The organism is Rhodococcoides kyotonense (genome assembly GCF_001645385.1).
GTDB lineage: Bacteria > Actinomycetota > Actinomycetes > Mycobacteriales > Mycobacteriaceae > Rhodococcoides > Rhodococcoides kyotonensis_B.
The window spans coordinates 441706-466353 of record NZ_LVHI01000023.1; the positions used below are offsets into that span (position 1 = coordinate 441706).

Genomic DNA, 24648 nt, shown 5'->3' on the forward strand with positions numbered 1-24648 from the left:
ACGCGGGCGCTGTAGCGCATCGTGACAGGATGGTCCCCGTGAGTACCGAAGCGTGGATCGTCGTCGCGGCCGTTCTGGCCATTCTTGTCGTCGTGCTCGTCGCGGGATTCGTTCTGTCCCGTCGACGCCGTGTGTCCTTCCAGTCCAAGGACATCAAGGCCGTCGAGGAAACTCCGAAGGACAGATCGGGTGGTTACAAGGCGGGCGGTGGCTTCTCGTTCAGCCAGGGCACCGCCACCGCCGAGCCGGAGCTCGCCCCGAAACCCAAGCCGCGCCCCGAGCCGACTCCGCGGCCGGAACCGACGCCCACACCCGAGCCCGCTCCGACGCCCGAGCCTGCGCCGACGCCCGAGCCTGCTCCGACGCCCGAGCCCGCTCCGACTCCCGAGCCTGCGCCTACACCGGAGCCCGCGCCTACACCCGAACCCGCGCCTACACCGGAGCCCGCTCCCGAGCCTGCACCGACTCCCGAGCCTGCACCCACACCCGAGCCCGCGCCGGAACCTGCTCCTGTCCCGACGCCCGAGCCCGAGCGTCCTGTCATCGAGGAGATCGCACCCACCGAGGGCCGGATCGACCGACTGCGTGGCCGGTTGTCCCGGTCGCAGTCCGCGGTCGGGAAGAGCTTGCTGGGACTGCTCGGTGGTGGCGATCTCGACGAGGATTCGTGGGAGGAAGTCGAGGACACGCTGCTGATCGCCGACATCGGGTCGTCGACCACGGCGGAGATCATGTCGACGCTGCGTGAACAGATGGCGGCGCGCAGCATTCGCACCGAAGCGGATGCGCGAGCACTGCTGCGCGAGGTCCTCGTCGCGCAACTGCACCCCGAGTTCGATCGGTCGATCAAGGCGCTGCCGCACGAAGGTACGCCTGCGGTGCTGCTCGTCGTCGGTGTCAACGGCACCGGCAAGACGACGACCACCGGCAAGCTCGCCCGCGTGCTCGTCGCCGACGGCCGCCGGGTTCTGCTCGGCGCGGCCGACACGTTCCGCGCCGCAGCAGCGGACCAGTTGCAGACGTGGGCCGAGCGCGTCGGTGCGGACGTCGTGCGCGGCAAGGAAGGCGCCGATCCGGCCGCCGTCGGATTCGACGCGGTGTCCAAGGGCATCGAGCAGGGTGTCGACGTCGTCGTCGTGGACACGGCCGGGCGTCTGCACACCAAGTCGGGCCTGATGGACGAGCTCGGAAAGGTCAAGCGCGTCATCGAGAAGCGAGCGCGCGTCGACGACGTGCTGTTGGTTCTCGACGCGACGGTCGGACAGAACGGTCTGATGCAGGCACGTGTGTTCGCCGAGGTCGTGGACATCAGCGGCGTCGTACTGACCAAGCTCGACGGCACCGCGAAGGGCGGCATCGTGTTCCAGGTCCAACGCGAACTCGGTGTTCCGGTGAAGCTCGTCGGGCTCGGCGAGGGCGCCGACGACCTGGCGCCGTTCGAGCCGGGGGCGTTCGTCGACGCACTGCTCGGCTGACATCAGGTGCGGCCGTCCGCCGCACGAAGCCACACGAAACACGCCCCGCCGAACCGTCGGCGGGGCGTGTTTCTCGTTGCGGACGGGGTCGTTCGAGTGTGTCCGGTTTCGACCGCTTTTCCCCGGTTTCGTGCTCGAAGCAAAACCGGCGAAAGAACGAAACGCCTGGACGAAACGTACTAGCAACACATTCCGTCCGTCCGTTCACATGCGCGAAACACCGGAGTGTCACCGATGAAACCTAGTGAAACCACTCTTTGTCCAGACCACGCGCCAACCGGTGCGTCAGATAAGGAGGGTGTACGTGAGTCCCGAGGATTTGTTGGCCAACTCCGGCAATGCCGCCTGGATGCTGGTGGCCGCATCGCTGGTGCTGCTGATGACGCCAGGCCTGGCGTTCTTCTACGGCGGCATGTCGCAGCAGAAGTCCGTGCTGAACATGATGATGATGTCGTTCGGCTCGATGTTCGTCGTCGCCATCATCTACGTTCTGTGGGGTTGGTCCATGTCCTACGGCACCGAGAACATCGGCGGGATCTTCGCGAACCCGTTCGAGTTCTTCGGACTGAAGGATTCGATCACCGACGCGGACGGCAACTTCATCGCCGGTGCCTGGGGCTACGCCAACGTGATCGACATCGCGTTCCAGGTCACCTTCGCGATCATCACCGTCGCCCTCATCAGCGGTTCCATCGCAGGCCGCGTGAAGTACGGAACGTGGCTCGCGTTCGCAGGCATCTGGGTCACGCTGGCCTACTTCCCGCTGGCACACATGGTGTGGGGCGGTGGACTCCTCTCGGGCTCCGAGGACGGACTCGCGGCCAAGCTGTTCGGCACGACCGACGACGGCGAGGGGGGCCTGGTCGCCTCCGTCGCACCGATCGACTTCGCCGGTGGCACCGTCGTTCACATCAACGCCGGTATGGCCGGCCTCGTGTTGGCCCTGATCGTCGGTAAGCGCGCCGGATTCGGCCGCGTCGCATTCCGCCCGCACAACCTGCCGTTCGTCATGCTCGGCGCTGCACTTCTGTGGTTCGGTTGGTTCGGCTTCAACGGTGGATCCGCATTCGCCGCCGACGGTGTCGCCGGCCTCGCCTGGGTCAACACCACCACGGCCACCGCTGCCGCCATCGCAGGATGGCTCGTCGTCGAGCGCATTCGCGACGGCAAGGCCACCAGCCTCGGCGCTGCGTCGGGCATCGTCGCCGGTCTCGTCGCCATCACGCCTGCCGCCGGTGCTCTCACGCCGATCGGCTCGATCTTCCTCGGCGCCATCGCCGGTGTTCTCTCCGCTCTCGCAGTCGGCCTGAAGTTCAAGTTCGGCTACGACGACTCGCTCGACGTCGTCGGTGTCCACCTCGTCGCAGGCCTGTGGGGAACCGTCGCCATCGGCTTCTTCGGATCCGAGACCGGCCTGTTCTACGGCGGTGACTACAAGCAACTCGTCGTCCAGATCGTCATCGCTCTCGTCGCACTGATCTTCACCGGCATCATCACGACCGTCATTGCATTCGCGCTGAAGCCGATCGGTTGGCGTGTGTCGAAGGAAGACGAAGCCAAGGGAATCGACGAAGCCGAACACGCCGAGACGGCGTACGACTTCGCCTGACAAGGTAGAGATAGGAGCGAATCGAAGCTCCGCACGCAACCGGGCACTCCAGAGCTTGTGAAGGGAAGCAGAAAATGAAGCTGATCACGGCAATCGTCAAGCCGTTCACGTTGGAGGACGTCAAGACGGGTCTCGAACAGGCCGGTGTGCTTGGCATGACGGTCAGTGAAGTCCAGGGATACGGACGTCAGAAGGGCCACACCGAGGTATACCGAGGCGCCGAGTACTCGGTCGACTTCGTGCCGAAGGTGCGCGTCGAGGTCGTCGTCGACGACGCCGCGGTGGAGAAGGTCGTCGAGGTCATCGTCGAAGCCGCTCGCACCGGCAAGATCGGCGACGGCAAGGTGTGGGTTTCGCCGGTCGACTCGGTCATCCGGGTACGTACCGGGGAACGTGGTGCCGATGCGCTCTGACCCCACTGGGTCGCGGGCAGGCGGCCCCGGCTCTGCAGCGAAAGCTGCAGGGTCGGGGCCTTCGGCCTCTGGGCCGTCCGCTACCAAGAGTTCCGATGCGGCGGCAGACCTGGCGCGCGCCAGGAAACAATTGCTCGACGGCGGAACACGCGGACGCCGTCTCGACGCGCCCGCGCTGAGGCAGGCGCTCGTGGACCTTCACGAGTTCTGGCTCACCACGAAGGGTGCCGAACTCGGGATCAAACCCGATTCGGGATTCGCGATCGTTGCAGTCGGAGGCCTCGCGCGCCGCGAATTGCTTCCGTACTCCGATCTCGATCTCGTACTGCTCCACGACGACATGGACCCCGAGTTGGTGTCGGAGGTGGCCGACAAGCTGTGGTATCCGCTGTGGGACGCCCACATCAAACTCGACCACAGTGTGCGCACGGTGCCGCAGGCTCTGCAGGTGGCGTCGACGGATCTGACTGCAGCGCTCGGCATGCTCGAAGCCCGTCACATCGCGGGAGACGTCGAGCTCAGCAATCTGCTGATCGGCGGAGTGCGGCGCGAGTGGCGTACCGGCATCCGGTCGCGGTTCGACGAACTGATCACCCAGACGCAGTCGCGGTGGTCGCGGAGCGGCGAAATCGCACATCGCGCCGAACCGGACCTCAAGAGCGGTCGTGGTGGACTGCGGGACGTCCAGCTTCTCGACGCCCTGTCCATCGCCCAGCTGACCGACGGCATGCCGGGACTCGGTCCGCAGTCTCCGGGAGGAGGACTCGCCTTCGCCCACACGCGCATGCTCGACGTCCGAACCGAACTGCATCGTGTTGCCGGCCGCGCCCGCGACCAACTGCGTGCGCAGGATGCCGACGAGATCGGTGCAGCACTGCGCATCGGAGACCGGTTCGACCTCGCCCGCGTTCTCAGCGACTCGGCACGCACCATCAGCTACTCGGTGGACGTCGGGCTACGCACCGCCGGGAATTCGCTTCCACGACGCGGGCTGTCGCGTCTGCGCCGAGTGCCCGTACGTCGGCCGCTCGACGAAGGCGTCGTCGAGCATGCAGGAGAGGTCGTGCTCGCCCGAGATGCCCGTCCGAGCAAGGATCCGGGACTTATCACCCGCGTGGCGGCCGCGTCGGCGCAGTACGGGATGCCGATGTCGGCGTCCACGTTGAGCAGACTCTCCGACAGCGCACCCGAACTGCGCGAACCGTGGCCCAAGGAAGCGGTGAACGATCTGTTGGTCCTGCTCGGCTCCGGTCGACGCTCGATCCCGGCGATCGAGGCACTGGACCGCACGGGCCTGTGGGGACGGTTGCTGCCCGAGTGGGGTGCCGTCCGCGACCTTCCGCCGCGCGACGCGGTGCACACCTGGACTGTCGACCGGCATCTCGTCGAGACTGCGGCGTACGCGTCGGCGCTGACGACGCGCGTCGCTCGACCCGATCTGCTGATCCTCGGGGCATTGATCCACGACATCGGCAAGGGTCGCGGGGGAGACCACAGCGTCGTCGGCGCCGAGTTGGCGACGCAGATCGGTAACCGGCTCGGGCTCTGGCCGTCGGACGTGGCACTCCTGACCGCGATGGTGCGTCACCATCTGTTGTTGCCCGAGACAGCGACACGACGCGATCTGGACGATCCCGTGACGGTGCAGACCGTCGTCGACGCCCTGGGCGCCGATCCGGTTCTTCTGGAGCTGTTGCACGCGCTCGCCGAGGCCGACTCGCTCGCGACGGGTCCGGGAGTGTGGGGTGATTGGAAGGCGTCGCTGATCCGGGAGCTCGTGCGGCGGTGCAGGCTGGTGATGGCAGGGGAGTCGTTGCCCACGCCCGATCCGCTCGACCCGGCTCACGTCGAGTTGGCCGAGAAGGGTGGCGTACACGTCGATCTGCAGCCGACCGAGGGGTCGCACACGTTCGTCGTGACGGTCGTCGCGCCGGACACCCCCGGTTTGTTGTCGGACGCCGCGGGTGTTCTCGCGCTGCATTCGCTGCGCGTGTTGTCGGCGTCCCTCGGCAGTCACGACGGTTCGGCGGTCAACTCGTTCGCCGTCACGCCGTTGTTCGGAGCTCCGCCTCAAGCGGGGCTGCTGCGTCAGGAACTCATTCGCGCACAGGCCGGTGAGCTCGATCTGGTGGCGGTGCTGAACGAGAAGGAACGGAATGCTCGCCCTCCGGTTCTCGACGGGGAGGACTCGGCGGTGCCGGTGCTGTACGCCCAGGCTCCTCCGCGCGTGTTGTGGTTCGACGGGACCGAACCGGGACAGGTCGTGCTCGAACTGCGGGCCGAGGACCGGCTCGGCCTGCTCTGTCGACTCGCGAGCGCGCTGGAGAAGCTCGGTGCCGACGTGCGGTGGGCGCGGGTGGCGACTCTCGGTACGTCCGTCGTCGACGCCTTCTGCATCGACCTGACCGGATCGGACACTCGTGCGACACGCGAGGAGATCGAAGAAGCGATTCTCGGTGTGGTTCCCGCCCCGGAACCGCCGAGACCACCGGAAAAGCCCGAAGGAACCTAGGTACGGTGTCGGCCAGGCGTCGAATTCCCATCGTTCGTAGTGAGATCTCATAAAGATTCGGTTACGGTGTTTGCGCGCGAGATCGTTTTGTTACGTTTCCCGCCAGCAGACGAAAAGCGGGTCCGAGCAGTGACTGCTCGGGGGCGCACGCCGACGACTGATGAGGTAGACACTGTGGGATCCCACCGGCGGTCGAACATTTACGTTCCGGCCGATACAGATTCGACGACACCACGTGGGCGCCACAGGGCGACGGAGGACTCCAAGGATTCGGGGTTGAAGGCGGCGACCATCGTCGCCGCCACCGGTGCGATCGTCGCGGGTGCGGCTCAGATGGGAACGGGTACCGCGTCGGCGGCACCTGCTCCCGCGCCGCAGGCCCCCGCGGCGGCTGTGCCGTTCCAGATCCCGCCGAACCTGCTCCCGGCCGGGTTCGAACTCCCCGCGGGCATCCAGTTGCCGGAGAACATCCAGCTGCCGCCCGGCATCGAGATTCCCGACACCTCCGACCTTCCCGCACTCGGGCTGCCGGACGTCGGCAAAGCGGCTCAGGATCTGTTGCAGGGACTGCAGCCGCTGAAAGAGAAGGCCGTGCAACCGGTTTCGGGTGTTCTGACGTCGAGCTTCGGTTCGCGATGGGGAACGCACCACGGTGGGCTCGACGTCGCGGCCCCCATCGGAACGCCCGTTCTTGCCGCTGCCGACGGCGTCGTCACCGCGGCAGGGCCTGCATCGGGGTTCGGCTTGTGGGTCAAGGTCATGCACGCCGACGGCACCGAAACCATCTACGGCCATGTCGGCAACTACTCGGTGGCCGAAGGACAGCAGGTCTCGGCGGGCCAACAGATCGCGACGGTCGGCAACCGAGGTCAGTCCACCGGCCCGCACCTGCACTTCGAGGTCCACGACCCGAGTGGGGTCAAGGTCGACCCGGCGCAGTGGTTGGCCACCCGCGGGGTGTCGGTGACCTGGAACGACGCAGCACTAAACGCGTAGGCAATCCTGCGGACCGCGCTCTGTCGGCCTCGATGACGACGGGGCGCGGTAGCGGGCGCTAGTCTGGAGCCTGCTCTACTCGTCTGTTCAGGCCCCATTCGCAATTGGCTCAGGAGTGCAATCGGTGTTCGAATCCCTATCCGACAGGTTGACCGGGACCCTCAAGGACCTGCGTGGCAAGGGTCGACTCTCGGGGGCCGACATCGATGCCACAGCCCGTGAAATCAGGCTCGCGCTGCTCGAAGCCGACGTCGCTCTGCCCGTCGTGCGTGAGTTCATCACGCGCATCAAGACGCGCGCCAAGGGCGCCGAGGTCTCGGGCGCTCTCAACCCGGCCCAGCAGGTCGTCAAGATCGTCAACGAGGAACTCGTCGGCATTCTCGGCGGCGAGACGCGCCGGCTGACGTTCGCCAAGACGGCGCCGACGGTCATCATGCTGGCCGGTCTGCAGGGTTCCGGTAAGACGACGCTCGCCGGCAAGCTCGCCAAATGGCTCAAGGAGCAGGGACACACACCGCTTCTGGTCGCGTGTGACCTCCAGCGCCCCGGTGCTGTCAGCCAGCTCCAGATCGTCGGTGAGCGTGCGGGCGCCACGGTGTTTGCTCCGCACCCCGGCACGTCGATCGGTGGCGGCGAGAACGAGCTCGGCATCTCGGCTGCCGACCCGATCGAGGTCGCACGTGCCGGTGTCGCCGAAGCACGCACCAAGCAGTACGACATCGTCATCGTTGACACCGCAGGCCGTCTCGGTATCGACACCGAACTGATGAATCAGGCCGCGGGCATCCGAGACGCCGTGCAGCCCGACGAGACGCTGTTCGTGCTCGACGCGATGGTCGGTCAGGACGCGGTCAGCACCGCGCAGGCCTTCCGGGACGGCGTCGGGTTCACCGGCGTCGTGCTCACCAAGCTCGACGGCGACGCCCGAGGTGGTGCGGCGCTCAGCGTGCGCGAGGTGACGGGCGAGCCCATCATGTTCGCGTCGACCGGTGAAAAGCTCGAAGACTTCGACGTCTTCCACCCGGACCGTATGGCCAGTCGAATTCTCGGCATGGGTGACGTCCTCAGCCTCATCGAGCAGGCGGAGCAGCACTTCGACGCCGAGCAGGCCGAGGCGACCGCCAACAAGATCGGTTCCGGTCAGCTCACGCTCGACGACTTCCTCGAGCAGATGATGGCCGTCCGCAAGATGGGCCCGATCGGCAACCTGTTGGGCATGCTCCCGGGTGCAGGCCAGATGAAAGAACTGGCCAACATCGACGAGAAGCAGCTCGACCGTGTGCAGGCGATCATTCGTGGCATGACGCCGCAGGAACGCAACGATCCGAAGATCATCAACGCGTCGCGGCGTCTACGCATCGCGAACGGATCGGGCGTCAAGGTGTCGGACGTCAACCAGCTCGTGGACCGGTTCTTCGAAGCGCGCAAGATGATGTCGGCGATGGCAGGCCGCATGGGCATGCCCGGCGCGCGCAAGCAGGTCCGCAGCAAGAAGGGCAAGAAGGGCAAGAAGGGCGGACGCGGGCCGACTCAGCCCAAGATCAGGGGCGGTTTCCCCGGCATGCCCGGTGGAATGCCCGCGGGAATGCCGGATCTGTCGGGCATGCCCAAGGGTCTCGACCAGCTACCCCCGGGACTCGAGGGCATCGACCTGTCGCAGTTGAAACTGCCGAAGAAGTAGCGGACCGACCGTGCCCGCCTTCCGGGTTCGGGGTCGGCCGGTGCCGTCGGAGGATCCGGTCGATTTCTGGATCGTCGACGGCCGCATCTCGCTCGACCCGGTCACGCACGCGGACATCTTGTGCGACGACGGGTGGATTCTTCCCGGCCTCGTCGACGCGCACTGCCACGTGGGCATCAAGTACGGCGGCGGCCACGAGGATGTCGACGGCGCCGTCGAACAGGCGAGGGCCGAACGGGACGTCGGCGTGCTGCTGCTGCGCGATGCAGGCTCGCCCGTCGACACACGCGCCCTCGACGATCACGACGACCTGCCCCGCATCATCCGCGCGGGTCGGCACATCGCGTCCCCCAAGCGGTACATCCAAGGCCTCGCGATCGACGTCGAGGACGAGTCGCAACTACCGGAAGTCGTTGCGCGACAAGCACGTTTCGGTGACGGCTGGGTCAAACTCGTCGGCGACTGGATCGATCGCAGCGTCGGCGACCTGAGGCCCCTGTGGGACGAGAAGATCCTGCGAGCATCGATCGACGCCGCCCACGCCGAGGGCGCTCGCGTCACGGCGCACGTCTTCGGTGAGGACGCCCTGCCCGGGTTGATCTCGGCGGGCATCGACTGCATCGAGCACGGCACCGGCTTGACCGACGAGACCATCGAGATGATGGTCCGGCACGACACCGCGCTGGTGCCGACTCTCGTGAACATCGCGACCTTTCCCGACATCGCCGCGTCGGCGTCGAAGTACCCGATCTACGCACGTCACATGCGCGACCTGCACGCGCGGGTCAGCTCGACCATCGGTCGAGCGCACGATGCGGGCGTGTCGATCTACGCGGGTACCGACGCGGGCGGATCCATCCGGCACGGGCGTATCGCCGACGAGGTGCAGGCGCTGACCGAAGTCGGAATGACGCCGACCGAGGCGCTCGGCGCCGCGAGCTGGAGTGCCAGATCGTGGCTCGGATGGCCGGGTCTGGAACACGGCGCTCCCGCGGACCTTCTGGTCTACGACGTCGATCCCCGGACGTCACCGGCGGTGCTGTCACATCCCGACGTCATCGTTCTGCGCGGTGTGCCGCAGCGTCGCCGACAGGTCGATTAACTTCCGGCGGCGCTCGTCTGGCACAATGGACTGCTGTTCGCCCGTCTCCGGTTACGTACCGCACGGCGGTCACGACACCCCATCAACGCAAAACCGGGTGCGCGGTCCACGCGCACCGCTGAATTGCGGAGTGACCAACTCGAAAGGCTCTACTTTTCATGGCTGTCAAGATCAAGCTCATGCGCATCGGTAAGATCCGCACCCCGCACTACCGCGTCGTCATCGCCGACTCTCGCACCCGCCGCAGCGGCCGTGCGATCGAGACCATCGGCACGTACGAGCCCAAGCAGGAGCCGAGCGTCATCGACATCGATTCCGAGCGTGCTCAGTACTGGCTCGGCGTCGGCGCTCAGCCCACCGAGCCCGTCGAGGCTCTGCTGAAGATCACCGGTGACTGGCAGAAGTTCAAGGGCCTCCCCGGCGCCGAGGGCACCCTCCGCGTTGCCGAGCCCAAGCCGTCCAAGCTGGACCTGTTCAACGCTGCGCTCGCTCAGGCCGACGCCGAGCCGCTCGGTGACGCCACCACGGCCAAGAAGAAGAAGGCTCCGAAGGCCGACGAGGCTGCTTCGGCCGACGACGCCGCAGCCGAGACCGCAGAAGCACCGGCCGCCGAGGCTGCTGAGAAGTGAGTGCCGTGGTCGCCGACGCCGTCGAGCATCTCGTTCGTGGCATCGTCGCCAACCCTGACGACGTTCGCGTCGAATTGATCACCGGCCGTCGCGGACGCACCGTGGAAGTTCACGTGCATCCCGACGATCTCGGCAAGGTCATCGGTCGCGGAGGTCGGACGGCAACAGCTCTGCGCACGCTGGTCTCCGGTATCGGAGGCCGCGGAATTCGCGTCGACGTCGTCGACACGGATCAGTAGCGCAGCACACATGGAGCTGGTAACCGGCCGTGTGGTGAAGTCACACGGCATCCGCGGCGAGGTCGTCGTCGAGGTTCGCACCGACGAACCCGACGATCGCTTCGCCGTGGGGTCGGTGATTCGCGGGCGTAAGCCACGCGATACCACCGGCGAGGTCGACTACACGGTGGAAGCCGCCCGGGAACACTCCGGGCGGCTTTTGCTGCGCCTGAAGGGAATCGATTCCCGGGACGCCGCCGACGCCCTCCGCGGCACACTGTTCATGGTCGAGTCGGACGATCTCGAATCCTCCGACGACCCGGACGAGTTCTACGATCACGAGCTCGAAGGTCTGACCGTGCAGCTCGCCGACGGTACGGTCGTCGGAACGGTTCGTGAGGTACTGCATTCCGCGGCAGGCGAATTGCTGTCCATCCGTCCCGCCGACGGAAGCCGATCCGAAGTGCTCGTGCCGTTCGTGGCTGCCATCGTCACGTCGGTGTCCCTGGCCGACGGCACGGTCGTGATCGATCCGCCCGAAGGTCTCCTGGATCCGGAGTAGACATCGTGAAACTCGACGTCGTCACGATCTTTCCCGAATACCTGGACCCGTTGCGAACTGCCTTGCTGGGCAAGGCGATCGACAAGGGCCTGGTGTCGGTGGACGTACACGATCTGCGTAGCTGGACCCACGACGTGCACAAGGCCGTCGACGATTCGCCGTACGGCGGCGGACCCGGAATGGTCATGAAGCCCACCGTGTGGGGCGACGCGCTCGACGACGTCCTCACCGAGGACTCTCTTCTCGTCGTCCCGACTCCGGCCGGTGTGCCGTTCACGCAGCGCACCGCCGAGCGATGGTCACAGGAGAAGCACATCGTCTTTGCATGCGGACGCTACGAGGGCATCGATCAGCGCGTGTTCGACGACGCGGCCACCCGTGTGCGCGTCGAAGAGGTGAGTATCGGCGACTACGTCCTCATCGGGGGAGAGGCCGCCGTTCTCGTCATGGGCGAAGCCGTCGTGCGGTTGCTGCCCGGCGTGCTCGGGAATCAGCAGTCGCACCAAGAGGATTCGTTCTCCGACGGGCTCCTCGAAGGCCCCAGCTACACCCGGCCCGTCCGGTGGCGTGGGCTCGACGTCCCGGACGTCCTGTTGTCGGGCGATCACGCGAAGGTCGCCGCGTGGCGCGCGGAGCAATCACTGCAGCGGACGCGTGAACGCCGTCCTGATCTGCTCGCCGACTAGTCGACCCGGCCGTCCGGGAAGAGCATCGACACGACGCCCGTGATGGTGTCGCGCGCATGCTGGGCGCTGCTGTCGTCCGTGACGTCGACGACGGCGGTGTCGGGGTAGTGCTCCCAGTCGTCGTCGTAATGGACCTCTTCGCGTGAGATCACGGCGATGACGTAGTCGTCGTTGCTCCCCACCGTGCCCGTCGACAGGTGCACCCACCGGCCGGCGATGCAGCACATCCAGCCCTGCTTGACGGCCCAGACCGGTTCGGACGGAAGGCCGTCGACGATTCCGAAGTGCTGGTGATAGCCGTCCGTCGCCACCGGAGTCGACTCGCGGAGGAGATCCTCGATCGTCGACGTCGACGTCGCGGACAGGCCGCCGGTGCCGTCGACGAGTTGCGCGTAATACGTGACGATGTCGGCTGCCGTCGTCATCGTGTTCCACCACAGTCCGTCCCACGGAGGCGACGTAGCCGCGAGGCCGTAGCGTTCGGCCACCCGTACGACGATGTCGTTGCCGCCGTACTCGTCCCAGAGATAGTTGGCGGCGTCGTCGCTGGACGACTTCAACATCACCTTCAGCAAGGTCATCTCGTCCTCGGCGAGGGGAACCTGCGCGACGTCGGCCTCGTGGAGAACCTCGTCGGCGATGAAAAGCTTGGAGACCGAAGCGGTTTCGCTCTGTATGGTGTCACCGTTCGAGAAATAGGATCCGGTTCGTCGGTCGAGAACGGCGAACGACACCTCCGCGCCTCGACCCGCCGCCGACGCGATGGCCGCCGGGATGCGCGAATCGAGATCGAGATCCTGGACCGTCTCGGTGTCCGGGAACGGTGACGACGACGTCGCGGACGACGCGCCCGACGCGGAATCGGCAGGAACGTCGCAGCCGGTGACGAGAACGGCGATCGCGGCGAACAGTGCCGTGCACGAGAGCGCCAGGACTTGCATGGGCCTGGACATCCTCGGTCTCCTGCACTGGTCACTGATGAACGTGTCCCACACTAGCTGTAGGGTCGTGCGCCGTGACGACTGCTCTGAAAACTGTGAACAAGCGCATAGCCGAGGAACTCGACGTATCCGAAGGTCAGGTCAGCGCTGCCGTGGATCTGCTGGACAGCGGATCGACCGTGCCGTTCATCGCTCGGTACCGCAAGGAAGTCACCGGCATGCTCGACGACGCGCAGCTCCGTCAGCTCGAAGAACGGCTCCGGTACCTCCGTGAGCTCGACGAGCGACGCGACGCGGTCATCGAATCGATTCGCTCGCAGGGCAAGCTCGACGAGGCTCTCGAACAATCACTGATGCTGGCCGAGACCAAGGCCCGCGTCGAGGACATCTACCTGCCGTTCAAGCCCAAGCGTCGGACCAAGGCGCAGATCGCGCGCGAGGCGGGCCACGAACCCGTCGCCGACGCCCTCATCACCGATCCCACTACCGATCCCGCGTCGTACGACTCCGAGCAGCTCGACGGCGCGCGCGCCATCCTCGTCGAGCGCTTCGCCGAGGACGCCGACCTGGTGGGCGAACTGCGTGAATTGATGTGGACCCGTGGAAAACTGGTCTCGACCGTGCGCAAGGGCAAGGAAGAAGGAGGCGCCAAGTTCGCCGACTACTTCGAATTCTCCGAACCGTTCACGTCGTTGCCGTCGCACCGCATTCTGGCGACGCTGCGCGGCGAGAAGGAAGAAGTTCTGTCCCTGGGGTTCGAACCGGAGCAGGACGAGACGCCTCCCGGTGAGCGGACGGTGTACGAGGGACGCATCGCCACCGCGTTCGGTATCGCCGACCAGGGCAGGGCCGCGGATCGGTGGTTGCTCGACACGGTGCGATGGGCTTGGCGTACCAAACTGCTCGTGACCCTCGCCATCGACGTTCGGATGCGGCTTCGCCAGTCCGCGGAGCAGGATGCCGTCGACGTCTTCGCTACCAACCTGAAGGACCTGCTGCTCGCTGCGCCCGCGGGCAATCGCGCGACGATGGGCCTGGACCCCGGGTTCCGCACCGGGACGAAGGTCGCGGTCGTCGATTCGACCGGCAAGGTCGTCGACCACGACACGATCTACCCGCACAAGCCCCAGGGCAAATGGGATCAGGCTGTCGCGACGTTGGCCGCGCTTGCCGCGAAGCATTCGGTCCAGCTCATCGCCATCGGCAACGGCACGGCGTCCCGCGAGACCGATGCGCTTGCTGCCGACCTGATCTCGAAGTTCCCGGAAGCGGGTCTGACCAAGGTCGTCGTGTCCGAGGCAGGCGCTTCGGTGTACTCGGCGTCGGCATACGCGTCGAGCGAACTTCCCGAGCTCGACGTCTCGATCCGAGGCGCCGTCTCCATCGCGCGTCGGCTGCAGGATCCGCTCGCCGAGCTCGTGAAGATCGATCCCAAGTCCATCGGCGTCGGCCAGTACCAGCACGACATCTCCGAATCCCTGCTGGCGCGTTCGCTCGGTGCGGTCGTCGAGGACGCGGTGAACGCTGTCGGCGTCGACGTCAACACCGCGTCGGTCCCGTTGCTGTCGCGTGTGTCGGGCATCGCCGGTTCGCTTGCGGAAAGCATTGTCGCGCACCGTGATCAGAACGGTCCCTTCACCTCGCGCTCCAAGCTGAAGGACGTCGCGCGTCTCGGGCCGAAGGCATTCGAGCAGTGTGCCGGCTTCCTGCGGATCCAGGACGGCGACGATCCGCTCGACCGGTCGAGCGTGCACCCCGAGGCGTACCCGGTGGTTCGCCGCATCGTGGATTCGGCGGGCGTCGGGGTGCTCGAGGTCATCGGCAACACGTCGCTGCTGCGCGGTCTGCAGCCGCAGCAGTTCGCCGACGAGCGCTTCGGTATCCCGACGGTCACCGACATCATCGCCGAACTCGAGAAGCCGGGCCGCGACCCGCGACCGGAATTCAAGACGGCGACGTTCGCCGCCGGGATCGAGAAGGTCGCCGACCTGAAGCCGGGCATGACGCTGGAAGGCGTCGTCACCAACGTGGCAGCGTTCGGGGCCTTCGTCGACGTCGGTGTGCACCAGGACGGACTCGTCCACGTCTCCGCGATGTCGCACAACTTCGTCAAGGATCCGCGCGAGGTCGTCAAGTCGGGTGACGTCGTCAAGGTCAAGGTCATGGAGGTCGACGTCCCACGTCAGCGCATCGGCTTGAGTCTGCGCCTCGACGACGAACCGGGCGCGGCCGCCAAGGACAAGCCTCGTGGCGGGTCCGGCGGGGGACAGCGCGGGGGGAACGGAGGCGGGCCGCGTAATGGCCAGCAGGATCGCAGGTCCCAGGCGGGCCGTCGCGACAATCGCGGGGGGAGTCGCCAAGCGAGCGCACCGGCGAGTGGATCGATGGCCGACGCGCTACGGAAGGCCGGATTCGGGAAGTAACATCTCGTTTCACGTGTGAAGGGAGATGCGGCGGCCGTGAAGTGGTTGGATCGTGAGATCATCGCGCACGGCCGCCTGCCTCTTCTGTGTTTCCTCCTCGGCTTCGTCGTGGGTTTCCTGTTGATTCGCTTGAGCGTCAGGATGATTCGCGCGCAGGTCAGGTGGTGGCCCGGAAACATCACGCCCGGCGGACAGCACATCCATCACGTCGTGTTCGGCATCGTCTTGATGCTGGTGTCCGGCGTCTCGTTGATCGCCGTCTTCGAGGACGCCACCCAGGAGACCGGGGCAGTGCTCGCCACCTTGTTCGGCGTGGGTGCCGCGCTCGTCCTCGACGAGTTCGCGCTGATCTTCTATCTGCAGGACGTCTACTGGGCGGAGCAGGGACGGACCTCGGTCGACGCCGTGTTCGTCGCTGTCGCGGGCACCGGCTTGCTACTCCTCGGATTCCACCCACTCGAACTGTTGAACGTCACCGACATTCGACGAAGCCCGGACACATGGGTTCGCGTCGGTTACGTGGTGTTGGCCGTCGTCAATCTCGGACTCTGTGCCGTTGTCGTGCTGAAGGGGAAGATCTGGACCGGTCTGATCGGGCTGTTCTTCGTTCCGATTCTGGTGGTCGCCTCGCTGCGGCTCAGCAGGCCGTCCGCGCCGTGGGCCCGATGGCGGTACACGAGACGTCCGAGGAAGATGGAGCGTGCGTTGCGCCGTGAACGCACGATCAGGCGACCGGCCATTCGAGCCAAGATCTACTGCCAGGACCTGATCGCGGGCAAACCGAGCGTGGAGCACGCCGTCTCTGCGACCGAGGACGAGCTGGACCGGACCGTACAGCCGGCCGCACCGCCGCGTGGGTGACCACGATTTCGTGGGCGGAGCGACGTCTGGCACAATAGTGGGGTTGCCTGTACCAGGCACAGACCTAATCGGAGTACGAACCAGCCGAGTTCCGTGTCGACAGTGTTTTCTGTCGTCGCGGTACCGCTCGGTTCCTCTACTCGCGCGAAGAACGCAAGGATGGCCCCACCGATGAACACTTTGGACTTCTTGGACAACAAGTCGCTGCGCAGCGACGTTCCTGACTTCCGCCCCGGCGACACGCTCAACGTGCACGTCAAGGTTATCGAAGGCTCGAAGGAGCGCGTGCAGATCTTCAAGGGCGTCGTCATTCGTCGCCAGGGTGGTGGCGTCCGCGAGACGTTCACCGTGCGCAAGGTCTCGTTCGGCGTCGGCGTCGAGCGTACTTTCCCGGTGCACAGCCCCAACATCGCTCAGATCGATGTTCTGACCCGCGGTGACGTTCGTCGCGCGAAGCTGTACTACCTTCGCGATCTGCGTGGCAAGGCCGCCAAGATCAAGGAAAAGCGCTGACACCAGCTCGTCGACAGACGGCTACATTCTTTCCGACGCCGCATCACCCAACTGGGTGGTGCGGCGTCGGTCGTTGTGTGACCTGTCACGACACTTGGCGAGTGGGTTCGACGCAGCTCTCGTCCACGGCAGCGCTACGGCTAATCTGGTGCGGTGGCTGATTCCTCGTACGATCCGAACGGCACTTCGGATTCCGACGCCGACGAACCCGCGACCAGGAAGCGCGAGAAGAAGCCTCGCTCGTTCTGGCGCGAGCTGCCGATCCTCATCCTCGTCGCCCTTGTCCTCAGTTTCCTGCTGCAGACGTTCATCGCACGGGTCTATCTGATCCCGTCCGAATCGATGGAGCCGACGCTGCACGGGTGTCCCGGATGCACCGGTGACCGCATCGTCGTCGAGAAGATCGGCTATCGGTTCGGCGATCCGAAGCCCGGCGACGTCATCGTCTTCCGCGGTCCCGACTCGTGGAACGGCGAATACGTGTCGACGCGGTCGTCCAACCCGGTCGTGCGTGGTGCGCAGGAAGTCGGATCGTTGATCGGCATCGTCGCGCCCGACGAGAACGACTTGGTCAAGCGAGTCATCGCGACCGGAGGCCAGACCGTCGAATGCTGCGACGATCAGGGGCGGGTGCTCGTGGACGGCAAGCCGCTCGACGAGCCGTACATTCAGATGGACTTCCCCTTCACGCCCGGCGTTCTGACGTGCGACACCGAGATCAAGTCGGGTCGCTGTTTCTCCGCGGTCACGGTTCCCGAAGGAAACCTGTGGGTCATGGGGGACAACCGCAGCAATTCGGCGGACTCGAGGTTCCATGTGTCCGACGAACTGAAGGGCACCGTTCCAGTCGACAACGTCATCGGGCGCGCATTCGTCATCGCGCTGCCGCCGTCGCGCTGGGGCACACTCGACTCGCCCGACATCCAAGGACAGTGAAACCGAGCAGAACAGATGGCTAGAACGAGTACGAGCCGGTCCCGCGGCCGGCCACCGTGGCCACCGCGGCCGGTCATCCGCCGGTCCTCGGGTCTGCGGACCATGGAGTCCGCCCTGGATCGACACGGGTTGGGCCCCGTCGCCGGGGTGGACGAGGCGGGTCGAGGTGCGTGCGCCGGACCACTGACGGTTGCCGCGTGCGTGCTGGGGCCGAAACGGTACGAGTCGTTGGCGGACCTCGACGACTCGAAGAAGCTGACGGAGAAGCGTCGTGAACTGCTGTTCCCGAAGATCCAGCGGCTCGCGCTCGCGTGGAGCATCGTGTTCATCGAAGCCGAAGAGATCGACCGCATCGGTCTGCACGTCGCGAACATCGAGGGGATGAGACGTGCCGTTGCGGGCCTCGGCGTCGCGCCGGGGTACGTGTTGACCGACGGATTTCGCGTCCCTGGGCTGCCCGCGCCGTCGCTACCCGTCATCGGCGGCGACGCGACTGCCGCATGCATCGCCGCGGCCAGCGTGCTGGCCAAGGTGTCGCGGGACCGCGTCATGGTCGAGATGGATTCCTCGATTCCCGGATACGGCTTCGCGATACACAAGGGATACAGCACCAAGGCGCACGCAGCCGCCATGGTCGAGCTGGGCCCGTGCGAGGAACACCGGATGTCCTACGCCAACGTGTCTGCAGCGGCGGCCGGTCGTCCCGATTCGGTGGCCGCGGTGTTGGGGCGGATGGACTGCACGGACACCGGTGCGCGATGATTGACGTTCATGCAAACAGACGGAGGATGAGTAGAAACCGATGAGTGCCGAGGATCTCGAAAAGTACGAAACCGAGATGGAGCTCTCGCTGTATCGCGAGTATCGGGACATTGTCGGTCAGTTCAACTATGTCGTGGAAACCGAACGGCGTTTCTACCTCGCGAACTCCGTAGAACTCATACCGCACAACGCCGACGGCGAGATCTATTTCGAGCTTCGCATGTCGGACGCATGGGTCTGGGACATGTACCGGCCCGCGCGGTTCGTCAAGCATGTCCGCGTCATCACCTTCAAGGACGTCAACATCGAGGAGCTCGACAAACCGGATCTGCGGCTTCCGGAGTAGAAGTATGTCGGTGACGCTGTGGTTGTTGCTCGTCGCGGCAGCGATCTATCTGTTCGGACGTCGGCGCTCGCGTCGAAACCTCGTGATGTGCGGCCAATTGATCGGTCTGGTCGCGGTGTGCCTCGTGGTGGGGCAAGTCGGCTGGCAAATTCTTGCGCAATGATCACTGTAGTGTGAATCGTTGCGACACACCGTATTTCGATGAGTCGACGCATTCGGGTCGGGTGAAATGGCTCATATAAACGGGGTCATTGTTGCTGAAAAGAAACTGTGGATTCAGCGATTGTTTTGTCCGATCGGAGGAATGAGTGGTAGAAACATGCATACATCATTCCTTGACGGTTAGAGGTTCGGACATGGCGCGTAAGACACTCGTCCAAATGATCGATGATGTCGATGGGTCGGTCATCAAGGAGGGGCAGGGCGAAACCGTCGAATTCGGTATCGACGGCAATCTGTATCGCATCGACCTGAATCTGAAGCACGCGAACGAATTACACGAGCAATTGGCGTTCTGGATCGAACACGCGGAGAAGGTTTCCGGCCGCCGGAGCAAGAAAGTCGCGTCGGCGCCGTCCCGCGGGAAAGTCGATTTGCAGGATGTTCGCGCGTGGGCTCGCGAGAACGGCTACGAGGTCAGTGCTCGCGGAAGAATCAGCCAGGACGTGCAGGCAGCCTACGAGGCAGCACACTGAAACCGCGATAGTTCACAAAAGCTCGACTCTCGATGCCCCGGCCGATTCGGCCGGGGCATCGAATCGTTTCGGGCGGCCTTTCTCACCCCGTTCATCCACAGCTTCGCTTCGTCCACAGGGCAATTCTCGACCTGCGGTTTCTCCGATGTCACCGGCGGCACGACAGTGCATGGTCGTGCAGTGGTTCGGCAGTCGGCGGACCGACGATCAGTGGGGGAATGGATGTCGAATGCGGAGTTGGGGGCTCGGGGCGAAGCGTTCGCCGCGCTGCACCTGGTGGAGTCCGGAATGGAATTGGTCGACCGGAATTGGCGGTGCAGACACGGCGAGTTGGACATCGTCGCTCGTGACGGCGAGACGATGGTGTTCGTCGAGGTGAAGACGCGGTCGGGCACCGGGTACGGAACTCCGGCGGAGGCCGTGACGCCCGTCAAACGCGATCGAATTCGCAAGTTGGCGCTGATGTGGCTCGCGGAACACGATTATCCCTGGGTGCGAATGCGTTTCGACGTCGTAGCAATCCTGGTGACCCGAGACGGCGATCCAGTGGTGTCGCACTTGCGGGCGGTGTTCTGATGGCGCTCGGAAAAGCCTTCTCGGTCGCGGTCACCGGTGTCGACGGTCAGGTCGTCGAGATCGAGGCGGATATAGGCAGAGGATTGCCAGGAACACATCTGGTGGGATTGCCGGATACCGCCTTGCACGAATCACGCGACCGCATCAAGGCTGCGGTGTCGAATTCGGGTGGTAGTTGGCCCGATTCGCGCGTGGTGCTCGCGTTGTCGCCGGCGACCCTGCCGAAGATGGGATCGGTGTACGACCTCGCGCTCGCGTTGGCGGTACTGCACGCCGACAAGCAGATTCCCCGTGCGTCGATGCGGCGGACGGTGTTTCTGGGGGAGTTGGCTCTCGATGGTCGACTGCGGAGAATTCGCGGAGTTCTGCCCGCGGTACTGGCGGCGAAGAACGCGGGATGGTCCTCGGTGGTGGTGCCGACGGCCGCGTTGGCCGAGGCAGGTCTCGTCGACGGAATCGACGTGTTCGGGGCGCGGTCGCTGAAGGACGTGGTGGCCTGGCTGCGCGGCGAGGACGATCTCGTTCGCCCGGCGCCCGGTGTGTGGGACGACGGGGTGTCGTACCCGGACATGAGCGAGGTCGTCGGGCAACCGGAGGCACGGTGGGCTCTGGAGGTCGCGGCCGCGGGTGCGCATCACGTCATGTTGACCGGGCCGCCGGGCATCGGGAAGACGATGCTGGCCCAGCGTCTCCCGGGAATACTTCCCCCGTTGACCGAGCAGGAGGCGTTGGAAGTGACGGCGATCCATTCGGTCGCCGGGACGTTGCCCGACGACCGGCCGTTGATCGGTTCGCCGCCGTTCATCGCGCCGCACCATTCGACGTCGGTCAGTGCCATGGTCGGAGGCGGATCCGGAATGGCGAAACCCGGCGCCGTCAGCCGGGCGCATCGTGGTGTCCTGTTTCTCGACGAATGCGCCGAGATCGGCGTGAAGGTGCTCGAGTCGTTGCGAACACCGTTGGAAGACGGGGAGATTCGCATCGCGCGCCGCGACGGTGTGGCGCGGTACCCGGCTCGATTCCAGTTGGTTCTCGCTGCCAATCCGTGCCCGTGCGCTCCCGCACGCGACGTCGACTGCGTCTGCACGCCGACGGTGCGACGGAAATATCTCGGAAAACTATCCGGGCCTCTGCTCGATCGCGTCGACCTCCGAATTGCGATGAAAGCGGTCGCCACAGGAGCTCTGACGGACGACGTGGGCGAGACCACCGAGGTGGTGAGGGCACGGGTCACCGGTGCACGTGATGCAGCAGCCGAACGCTGGCGCGACTACGGATGGCGCACCAACGCAGAGGTGCCGGGTCCTGCACTGCGCCAGAAGTTCACGCTGCCCCGGGAATCGGTGAGACCGATCGAGCGGGCGCTCCGGAACGGATCGCTGACCGCGCGAGGGGCGGACCGCGCTCTGCGGGTGTCGTGGACCCTGTGCGATCTGGCGGGCGGCACCGTGCCCGGCATCGACGAGGTCGGCGCGGCGCTCGATTTTCGAGACAGGGGAATGTCGTGACGGGACACGACGATCGCAGGCTGGCGTGGGCGTATCTGTCACGTGTCGCGCAGGGGCCGCATCGACAACTGGCAGAGTTCGCAGTCGCGGCGGGGCCGCAGGAGGCGCGAGCCGAACTGGCCCGCGGCCGATTCGGCGAGCGCCTACAGGTTCGTGCGCACATCGACACCGCCGAAGACGACCTGAATCTGGTTGCGTCGCTCGGCGGTCGACTCGTCACACCGGACGACGACGAATGGCCCACATGGCAGTTCCTGTCGTTCGACGGTGCAGGAATGCCGACGTCGTCGGACCACTGCGCGCCGTTCGCGCTGTGGGTGCTCGGGCGAGGACCGCTCGACACGCTGGGGGAACGAGCGGTGTCCATCGTCGGTACGAGAGCGGCGAGCGCCTACGGCGAACATGTGACCGCGGAGATCTCGGGTGACCTGGCGGTCGACGGGTGGACGATCGTCTCCGGCGGGGCGTTCGGGATCGACGCGGCCGCCCACCGTGCGGCCCTCGGTGTGGGAGGTGCGACGGTGGCCGTGCTGGCGTGCGGAATCGACCGGGCATACCCGTCGGGACATGCGCGGCTGCTCGGCCGCATCAAGGAATCCGGCGCAGTGATCAGCGAATACGCGCCCGGAACGACGCCGGCGAAGCATCGGTTTCTCGCGCGAAACCGGCTCGTCGCCAGTCTCGGCTCGGCGGTCGTCGTCGTCGAAGCGGGGTGGCGTAGCGGTGCACGCAACACCGCGGCGTGGGCGCGAAAGCTCGGAAGGCCGGTGTTGGCGGTGCCGGGTCCGGTGACCTCGGCGTCGTCGAAAGGCTGCCACCGCATGATCCGCGAGGGGGAGGCTCGGCTCGTCGCCGACGCGCACGACGTCGTCGCCGAAGCAGGCGTCGTCGGTGAAACCGACGAGGGTCGACCGTCGATGTTCCGCGATATCGACGCGCTGTCGGAACCGGCGCTGCTGGTCTACGAAGCGCTTCCGGCGTCGGGCACGTTGTCTCCGCGTGAACTGTCCGAGCGGTCGTCCCTGCCGATCGCGAAGGTGCGTTCGGTCCTACCGCTCCTGGAACTCGACGGCTTCGTCGCTAGCGACGACACCGGCTGGTACCGCGTGGTCGGGACGTGAACGACCCGGACGCATATCGGTACCGGTAGCCTGATTAGGCAATGCTTACTCGAATAGCTATCTGGTAGCGCTGGAGCAGCTCGGAAAGGCTGAACACGTGGCACGACGCAAGACCACCCTGACCGTCCTCCGGACGGAGGCGCTGACCCCCCACATGCAGCGGGTCTACCTGGGCGATCCCGGATTCGACGACTTCGAGCCGGTCGACTACACCGATTCGTACGTCAAATTGATCTTCGGAACCGAGGACGACGAGATCAAGCGCACGTACACGATTCGGTCGGTTAATACCGATGCGCGTGAGATCGCGATCGATTTCGTCGTGCACGGCGACGAGGGTGTCGCGGGTCCGTGGGCTGCCCACGCGCAACCGGGAGACACGATCAGCCTGTACGGCCCCGCGGGCGCGTACACACCACGCGCGGACGCCGACTGGCATCTGTTCGCCGGTGACGAGTCCGCGATCCCCGCGATCTCGGCGGCCGTCGAGGCGCTCCCCGAGGACGCGATCGCCAAGGTCTTCGTCGAGGTCGCGGATCGTAAGGACGAGATCTACATGGAGACGCTCGCCCTCGTCGACGTCACGTGGATCCATCGTGGTGCGGGTTCCAACGAGATCACCGACGACAAGGCAGGCGACAACGCGCCGCTGATCGAGGCGGTACGGAACACCGAATGGTTGCCCGGCCAGGCTCAGGTCTTCATCCACGGTGAGGCGCAGGCCGTCATGCACAATCTGCGCGGCTACATCCGAAAAGAGCGCGGCGTGTCGGCCGAGTGGGCGTCGATCTCCGGGTACTGGCGTCGCGGCCGCACCGAGGAGACGTTCCGCGTGTGGAAGCGCGAGCTGGCCGAGGCCGAGGCCGGCGCGTCGAGCTGATCGTCGAGCTGATCGTCGACCCGATCGGGCGACCGGCGAGGCGACGGCTCCCCGGCGCGCCCGGTTGCTCGGTCGGCTCCGAGGGGCCACGCTGAACCGATGTCCGACGAGCTGACACCGACGTTTCGAGCGCTCCTCGACGACTACGCCGAGCACCTCCGGCTCGGACGAAGTCGGTCGGCCAACACGATTCGCGCGTATGTCGCCGACGCCGAGTCGCTCCTGGCCTATCTGGTGCACGAAGAGGACTCGGACGAGGTGTCCGACCTGAGTCTCCGCGTGCTTCGCGCATGGCTCGCACACCAGTCGCGGGCCGGTTCGGCGCGATCGTCGATGGCGCGTCGAACATCGTCCGCGAGGGCATTCACCGCGTGGCTGACGCGAACCGGTTACCTCGACACCGATCCTGCGCTTCGTCTGTCCTCCCCGTCGGCGAAACGAGCGCTGCCTGCCGTGCTGAAGAAGTCGCAGGCGTCGGACGCGTTGTCGGCTGCGGAATCGGGTGCAGCCGAACGAGATCCGATCGCCCTGCGGGACAGACTGATCGTCGAGATGTTGTACGCCACGGGAATTCGAGTCAGCGAACTGTGCGGACTCGACGTGGACGACGTCGACACCGGGCGTCGACTGGTACGCGTTATCGGCAAGGGGGACAAGGAGCGATCGGCGCCGTACGGGCTGCCTGCGCACCAGGCACTCGACGCGTGGATCGCGTTCGGGCGACCGGCGCTGGCCACCGAGCGGTCGGGTTCGGCGCTGCTGCTGGGCAAGCGCGGCGGGCGAATCGACCCTCGCCAAGCTCGAACGGCGGTGCACGACGTCCTGGACTCGGTGCCCGGTGCGCCCGACATGGGCCCGCACGGCCTCCGGCACTCCGCGGCGACGCACCTGCTGGAAGGTGGCGCCGATCTACGCGTGGTGCAGGAATTGCTCGGTCACGCATCCCTGGCGACGACACAGATCTACACCCACGTGTCCGTGGAACGACTACGCACCGTCCACGACCGAGCGCATCCGCGGGGGTGACGTCACCGGCCGGGCTGCCGGGATTTGGTAGCGTCGTAGCGAAACAAACCGCGTGCACAGTATTGTCGGGCGCATACGTATCGACGTCAGATTTCGACCCGCAATTCGTATACCGGGGGGCACCGTGGACCGCGAAGAACCACAAGGCACGTCAGCCGCGTGGTCGATCCGTGACCA

24 protein-coding genes and 1 pseudogene are annotated in these 24648 nt (G+C 65.8%); 24 read left to right on the forward strand and 1 reads right to left on the reverse strand.

Annotation, left to right across the window (positions count from 1 at the left end; translation table 11 throughout):
* Window positions 1–29: 29 nt before the first annotated feature.
* The 11 genes from ftsY (at window position 30) to trmD (ending at window position 11883) form a co-directional block, all read left to right on the forward strand.
* Entirely contained in the window at window positions 30–1475 is a 1446-nt protein-coding gene (ftsY, locus tag A3K89_RS17955; RefSeq protein WP_174551451.1) for a signal recognition particle-docking protein FtsY, read from the forward strand.
* A 349-nt stretch (window positions 1476–1824) separates the two neighbouring features.
* Complete coding sequence (locus tag A3K89_RS17960) at window positions 1825–3084, forward strand: ammonium transporter (protein ID WP_174551466.1); 1260 nt, start codon at window positions 1825–1827, stop codon at window positions 3082–3084.
* A 74-nt stretch (window positions 3085–3158) separates the two neighbouring features.
* A complete protein-coding gene (locus tag A3K89_RS17965) occupies window positions 3159–3497 on the forward strand; it encodes a P-II family nitrogen regulator (protein ID WP_019664269.1) in 339 nt (112 codons plus the stop codon).
* Complete coding sequence (locus A3K89_RS17970) at window positions 3487–6009, forward strand: [protein-PII] uridylyltransferase (protein ID WP_068429155.1); 2523 nt, start codon at window positions 3487–3489, stop codon at window positions 6007–6009. The genes A3K89_RS17965 and A3K89_RS17970 overlap by 11 nt, the downstream gene beginning before the upstream one ends.
* Window positions 6010–6183: 174 nt before the next feature.
* Window positions 6184–7005, forward strand: a complete 822-nt coding sequence (locus tag A3K89_RS17975; RefSeq protein WP_068428542.1) for a M23 family metallopeptidase — start codon at window positions 6184–6186, stop codon at window positions 7003–7005.
* 124 nt (window positions 7006–7129) lie between these two features.
* Window positions 7130–8686: a signal recognition particle protein gene (ffh, locus tag A3K89_RS17980; RefSeq protein WP_068429158.1), complete on the forward strand. Its 1557-nt coding sequence runs from the start codon at window positions 7130–7132 to the stop codon at window positions 8684–8686.
* A gap of 10 nt (window positions 8687–8696) precedes the next feature.
* Window positions 8697–9788, forward strand: a complete 1092-nt coding sequence (locus tag A3K89_RS17985) for a metal-dependent hydrolase family protein (RefSeq protein WP_068428545.1) — start codon at window positions 8697–8699, stop codon at window positions 9786–9788.
* Window positions 9789–9946: 158 nt separating this feature from the next.
* Entirely contained in the window at window positions 9947–10417 is a 471-nt protein-coding gene (gene rpsP / locus A3K89_RS17990; protein WP_068428548.1) for a 30S ribosomal protein S16, read from the forward strand.
* Entirely contained in the window at window positions 10414–10656 is a 243-nt protein-coding gene (locus A3K89_RS17995; RefSeq protein ID WP_003939023.1) for an RNA-binding protein, read from the forward strand. The genes rpsP and A3K89_RS17995 overlap by 4 nt, the downstream gene beginning before the upstream one ends.
* A 10-nt stretch (window positions 10657–10666) precedes the next feature.
* Window positions 10667–11197 carry a ribosome maturation factor RimM gene (gene rimM / locus A3K89_RS18000; RefSeq protein ID WP_068428551.1) on the forward strand — a complete coding sequence of 177 codons (531 nt, stop codon included), beginning with the start codon at window positions 10667–10669 and terminating at the stop codon, window positions 11195–11197.
* 5 nt (window positions 11198–11202) lie between these two features.
* Window positions 11203–11883, forward strand: a complete 681-nt coding sequence (gene trmD, locus A3K89_RS18005) for a tRNA (guanosine(37)-N1)-methyltransferase TrmD (protein WP_068428554.1) — start codon at window positions 11203–11205, stop codon at window positions 11881–11883.
* Here the strand turns inward: trmD and A3K89_RS18010 are convergent.
* Window positions 11880–12836: a serine hydrolase gene (locus tag A3K89_RS18010; RefSeq protein WP_068428557.1), complete on the reverse strand. Its 957-nt coding sequence runs from the start codon at window positions 12834–12836 to the stop codon at window positions 11880–11882. The two genes, trmD and A3K89_RS18010, sit on opposite strands and share 4 nt — an antisense overlap.
* A 62-nt stretch (window positions 12837–12898) precedes the next feature.
* On the opposite strand from A3K89_RS18010, the gene A3K89_RS18015 reads away from it, so the two are divergent.
* The 13 genes and pseudogenes from A3K89_RS18015 to A3K89_RS18070 all read left to right on the forward strand — a co-directional run bounded on the left by A3K89_RS18015 (window position 12899) and on the right by A3K89_RS18070 (window position 24471).
* Window positions 12899–15247 carry a Tex family protein gene (locus A3K89_RS18015; protein WP_068428562.1) on the forward strand — a complete coding sequence of 783 codons (2349 nt, stop codon included), beginning with the start codon at window positions 12899–12901 and terminating at the stop codon, window positions 15245–15247.
* A gap of 45 nt (window positions 15248–15292) precedes the next feature.
* Window positions 15293–16172 (forward strand): annotated as a pseudogene (locus A3K89_RS18020) (hypothetical protein); the annotation flags it as partial.
* A 107-nt stretch (window positions 16173–16279) separates the two neighbouring features.
* Window positions 16280–16621, forward strand: coding sequence for a 50S ribosomal protein L19 (gene rplS, locus A3K89_RS18025; protein WP_068428564.1), 342 nt, complete (start codon window positions 16280–16282; stop codon window positions 16619–16621).
* Window positions 16622–16774: 153 nt separating this feature from the next.
* Complete coding sequence (lepB, locus tag A3K89_RS18030) at window positions 16775–17557, forward strand: signal peptidase I (protein ID WP_068428568.1); 783 nt, start codon at window positions 16775–16777, stop codon at window positions 17555–17557.
* A gap of 15 nt (window positions 17558–17572) precedes the next feature.
* A complete protein-coding gene (locus A3K89_RS18035; RefSeq protein ID WP_084423864.1) occupies window positions 17573–18319 on the forward strand; it encodes a ribonuclease HII in 747 nt (248 codons plus the stop codon).
* A 40-nt stretch (window positions 18320–18359) separates the two neighbouring features.
* Window positions 18360–18665, forward strand: coding sequence for a DUF2469 domain-containing protein (locus A3K89_RS18040; protein WP_068428573.1), 306 nt, complete (start codon window positions 18360–18362; stop codon window positions 18663–18665).
* Between the two features lie 4 nt (window positions 18666–18669).
* Window positions 18670–18828 carry a hypothetical protein gene (locus A3K89_RS26035; RefSeq protein ID WP_167674319.1) on the forward strand — a complete coding sequence of 53 codons (159 nt, stop codon included), beginning with the start codon at window positions 18670–18672 and terminating at the stop codon, window positions 18826–18828.
* A gap of 193 nt (window positions 18829–19021) precedes the next feature.
* Entirely contained in the window at window positions 19022–19360 is a 339-nt protein-coding gene (locus tag A3K89_RS18045; protein ID WP_068428576.1) for a histone-like nucleoid-structuring protein Lsr2, read from the forward strand.
* Window positions 19361–19582: 222 nt separating this feature from the next.
* Window positions 19583–19936: a YraN family protein gene (locus A3K89_RS18050; RefSeq protein WP_068428579.1), complete on the forward strand. Its 354-nt coding sequence runs from the start codon at window positions 19583–19585 to the stop codon at window positions 19934–19936.
* A complete protein-coding gene (locus tag A3K89_RS18055) occupies window positions 19936–21444 on the forward strand; it encodes a YifB family Mg chelatase-like AAA ATPase (protein WP_068428583.1) in 1509 nt (502 codons plus the stop codon). The genes A3K89_RS18050 and A3K89_RS18055 overlap by 1 nt, the downstream gene beginning before the upstream one ends.
* A complete protein-coding gene (gene dprA, locus A3K89_RS18060; RefSeq protein WP_068428586.1) occupies window positions 21441–22565 on the forward strand; it encodes a DNA-processing protein DprA in 1125 nt (374 codons plus the stop codon). Before A3K89_RS18055 ends, dprA begins: the two co-directional genes overlap by 4 nt.
* A 97-nt stretch (window positions 22566–22662) precedes the next feature.
* Window positions 22663–23445, forward strand: coding sequence for a siderophore-interacting protein (locus A3K89_RS18065; RefSeq protein ID WP_068428589.1), 783 nt, complete (start codon window positions 22663–22665; stop codon window positions 23443–23445).
* Between the two features lie 99 nt (window positions 23446–23544).
* Entirely contained in the window at window positions 23545–24471 is a 927-nt protein-coding gene (locus tag A3K89_RS18070) for a tyrosine recombinase XerC (RefSeq protein ID WP_068428592.1), read from the forward strand.
* Window positions 24472–24648: the final 177 nt, after the last annotated feature.

What these genes read in the sequence shown, in the direction of transcription:
- A3K89_RS17965 (WP_019664269.1), top strand. Translation starts at nt 3,159, where the DNA reads ATGAAGCTGATCACGGCAATCGTCAAGCCGTTCACGTTGGAGGACGTC.
- A3K89_RS18010 (WP_068428557.1), bottom strand. Translation starts at nt 12,836, where the DNA reads ATGTCCAGGCCCATGCAAGTCCTGGCGCTCTCGTGCACGGCACTGTTC.
- A3K89_RS18035 (WP_084423864.1), top strand. Translation starts at nt 17,573, where the DNA reads ATGGCTAGAACGAGTACGAGCCGGTCCCGCGGCCGGCCACCGTGGCCA.
- A3K89_RS18070 (WP_068428592.1), top strand. Translation starts at nt 23,545, where the DNA reads ATGTCCGACGAGCTGACACCGACGTTTCGAGCGCTCCTCGACGACTAC.
- A3K89_RS18050 (WP_068428579.1), top strand. Translation starts at nt 19,583, where the DNA reads ATGTCGAATGCGGAGTTGGGGGCTCGGGGCGAAGCGTTCGCCGCGCTG.
- A3K89_RS18040 (WP_068428573.1), top strand. Translation starts at nt 18,360, where the DNA reads ATGAGTGCCGAGGATCTCGAAAAGTACGAAACCGAGATGGAGCTCTCG.
- rpsP (WP_068428548.1), top strand. Translation starts at nt 9,947, where the DNA reads ATGGCTGTCAAGATCAAGCTCATGCGCATCGGTAAGATCCGCACCCCG.
- A3K89_RS26035 (WP_167674319.1), top strand. Translation starts at nt 18,670, where the DNA reads ATGTCGGTGACGCTGTGGTTGTTGCTCGTCGCGGCAGCGATCTATCTG.
- rplS (WP_068428564.1), top strand. Translation starts at nt 16,280, where the DNA reads ATGAACACTTTGGACTTCTTGGACAACAAGTCGCTGCGCAGCGACGTT.
- A3K89_RS17960 (WP_174551466.1), top strand. Translation starts at nt 1,825, where the DNA reads ATGCTGGTGGCCGCATCGCTGGTGCTGCTGATGACGCCAGGCCTGGCG.
- A3K89_RS18045 (WP_068428576.1), top strand. Translation starts at nt 19,022, where the DNA reads ATGGCGCGTAAGACACTCGTCCAAATGATCGATGATGTCGATGGGTCG.
- rimM (WP_068428551.1), top strand. Translation starts at nt 10,667, where the DNA reads ATGGAGCTGGTAACCGGCCGTGTGGTGAAGTCACACGGCATCCGCGGC.
- A3K89_RS17970 (WP_068429155.1), top strand. Translation starts at nt 3,487, where the DNA reads ATGCGCTCTGACCCCACTGGGTCGCGGGCAGGCGGCCCCGGCTCTGCA.
- A3K89_RS18055 (WP_068428583.1), top strand. Translation starts at nt 19,936, where the DNA reads ATGGCGCTCGGAAAAGCCTTCTCGGTCGCGGTCACCGGTGTCGACGGT.
- ftsY (WP_174551451.1), top strand. Translation starts at nt 30, where the DNA reads ATGGTCCCCGTGAGTACCGAAGCGTGGATCGTCGTCGCGGCCGTTCTG.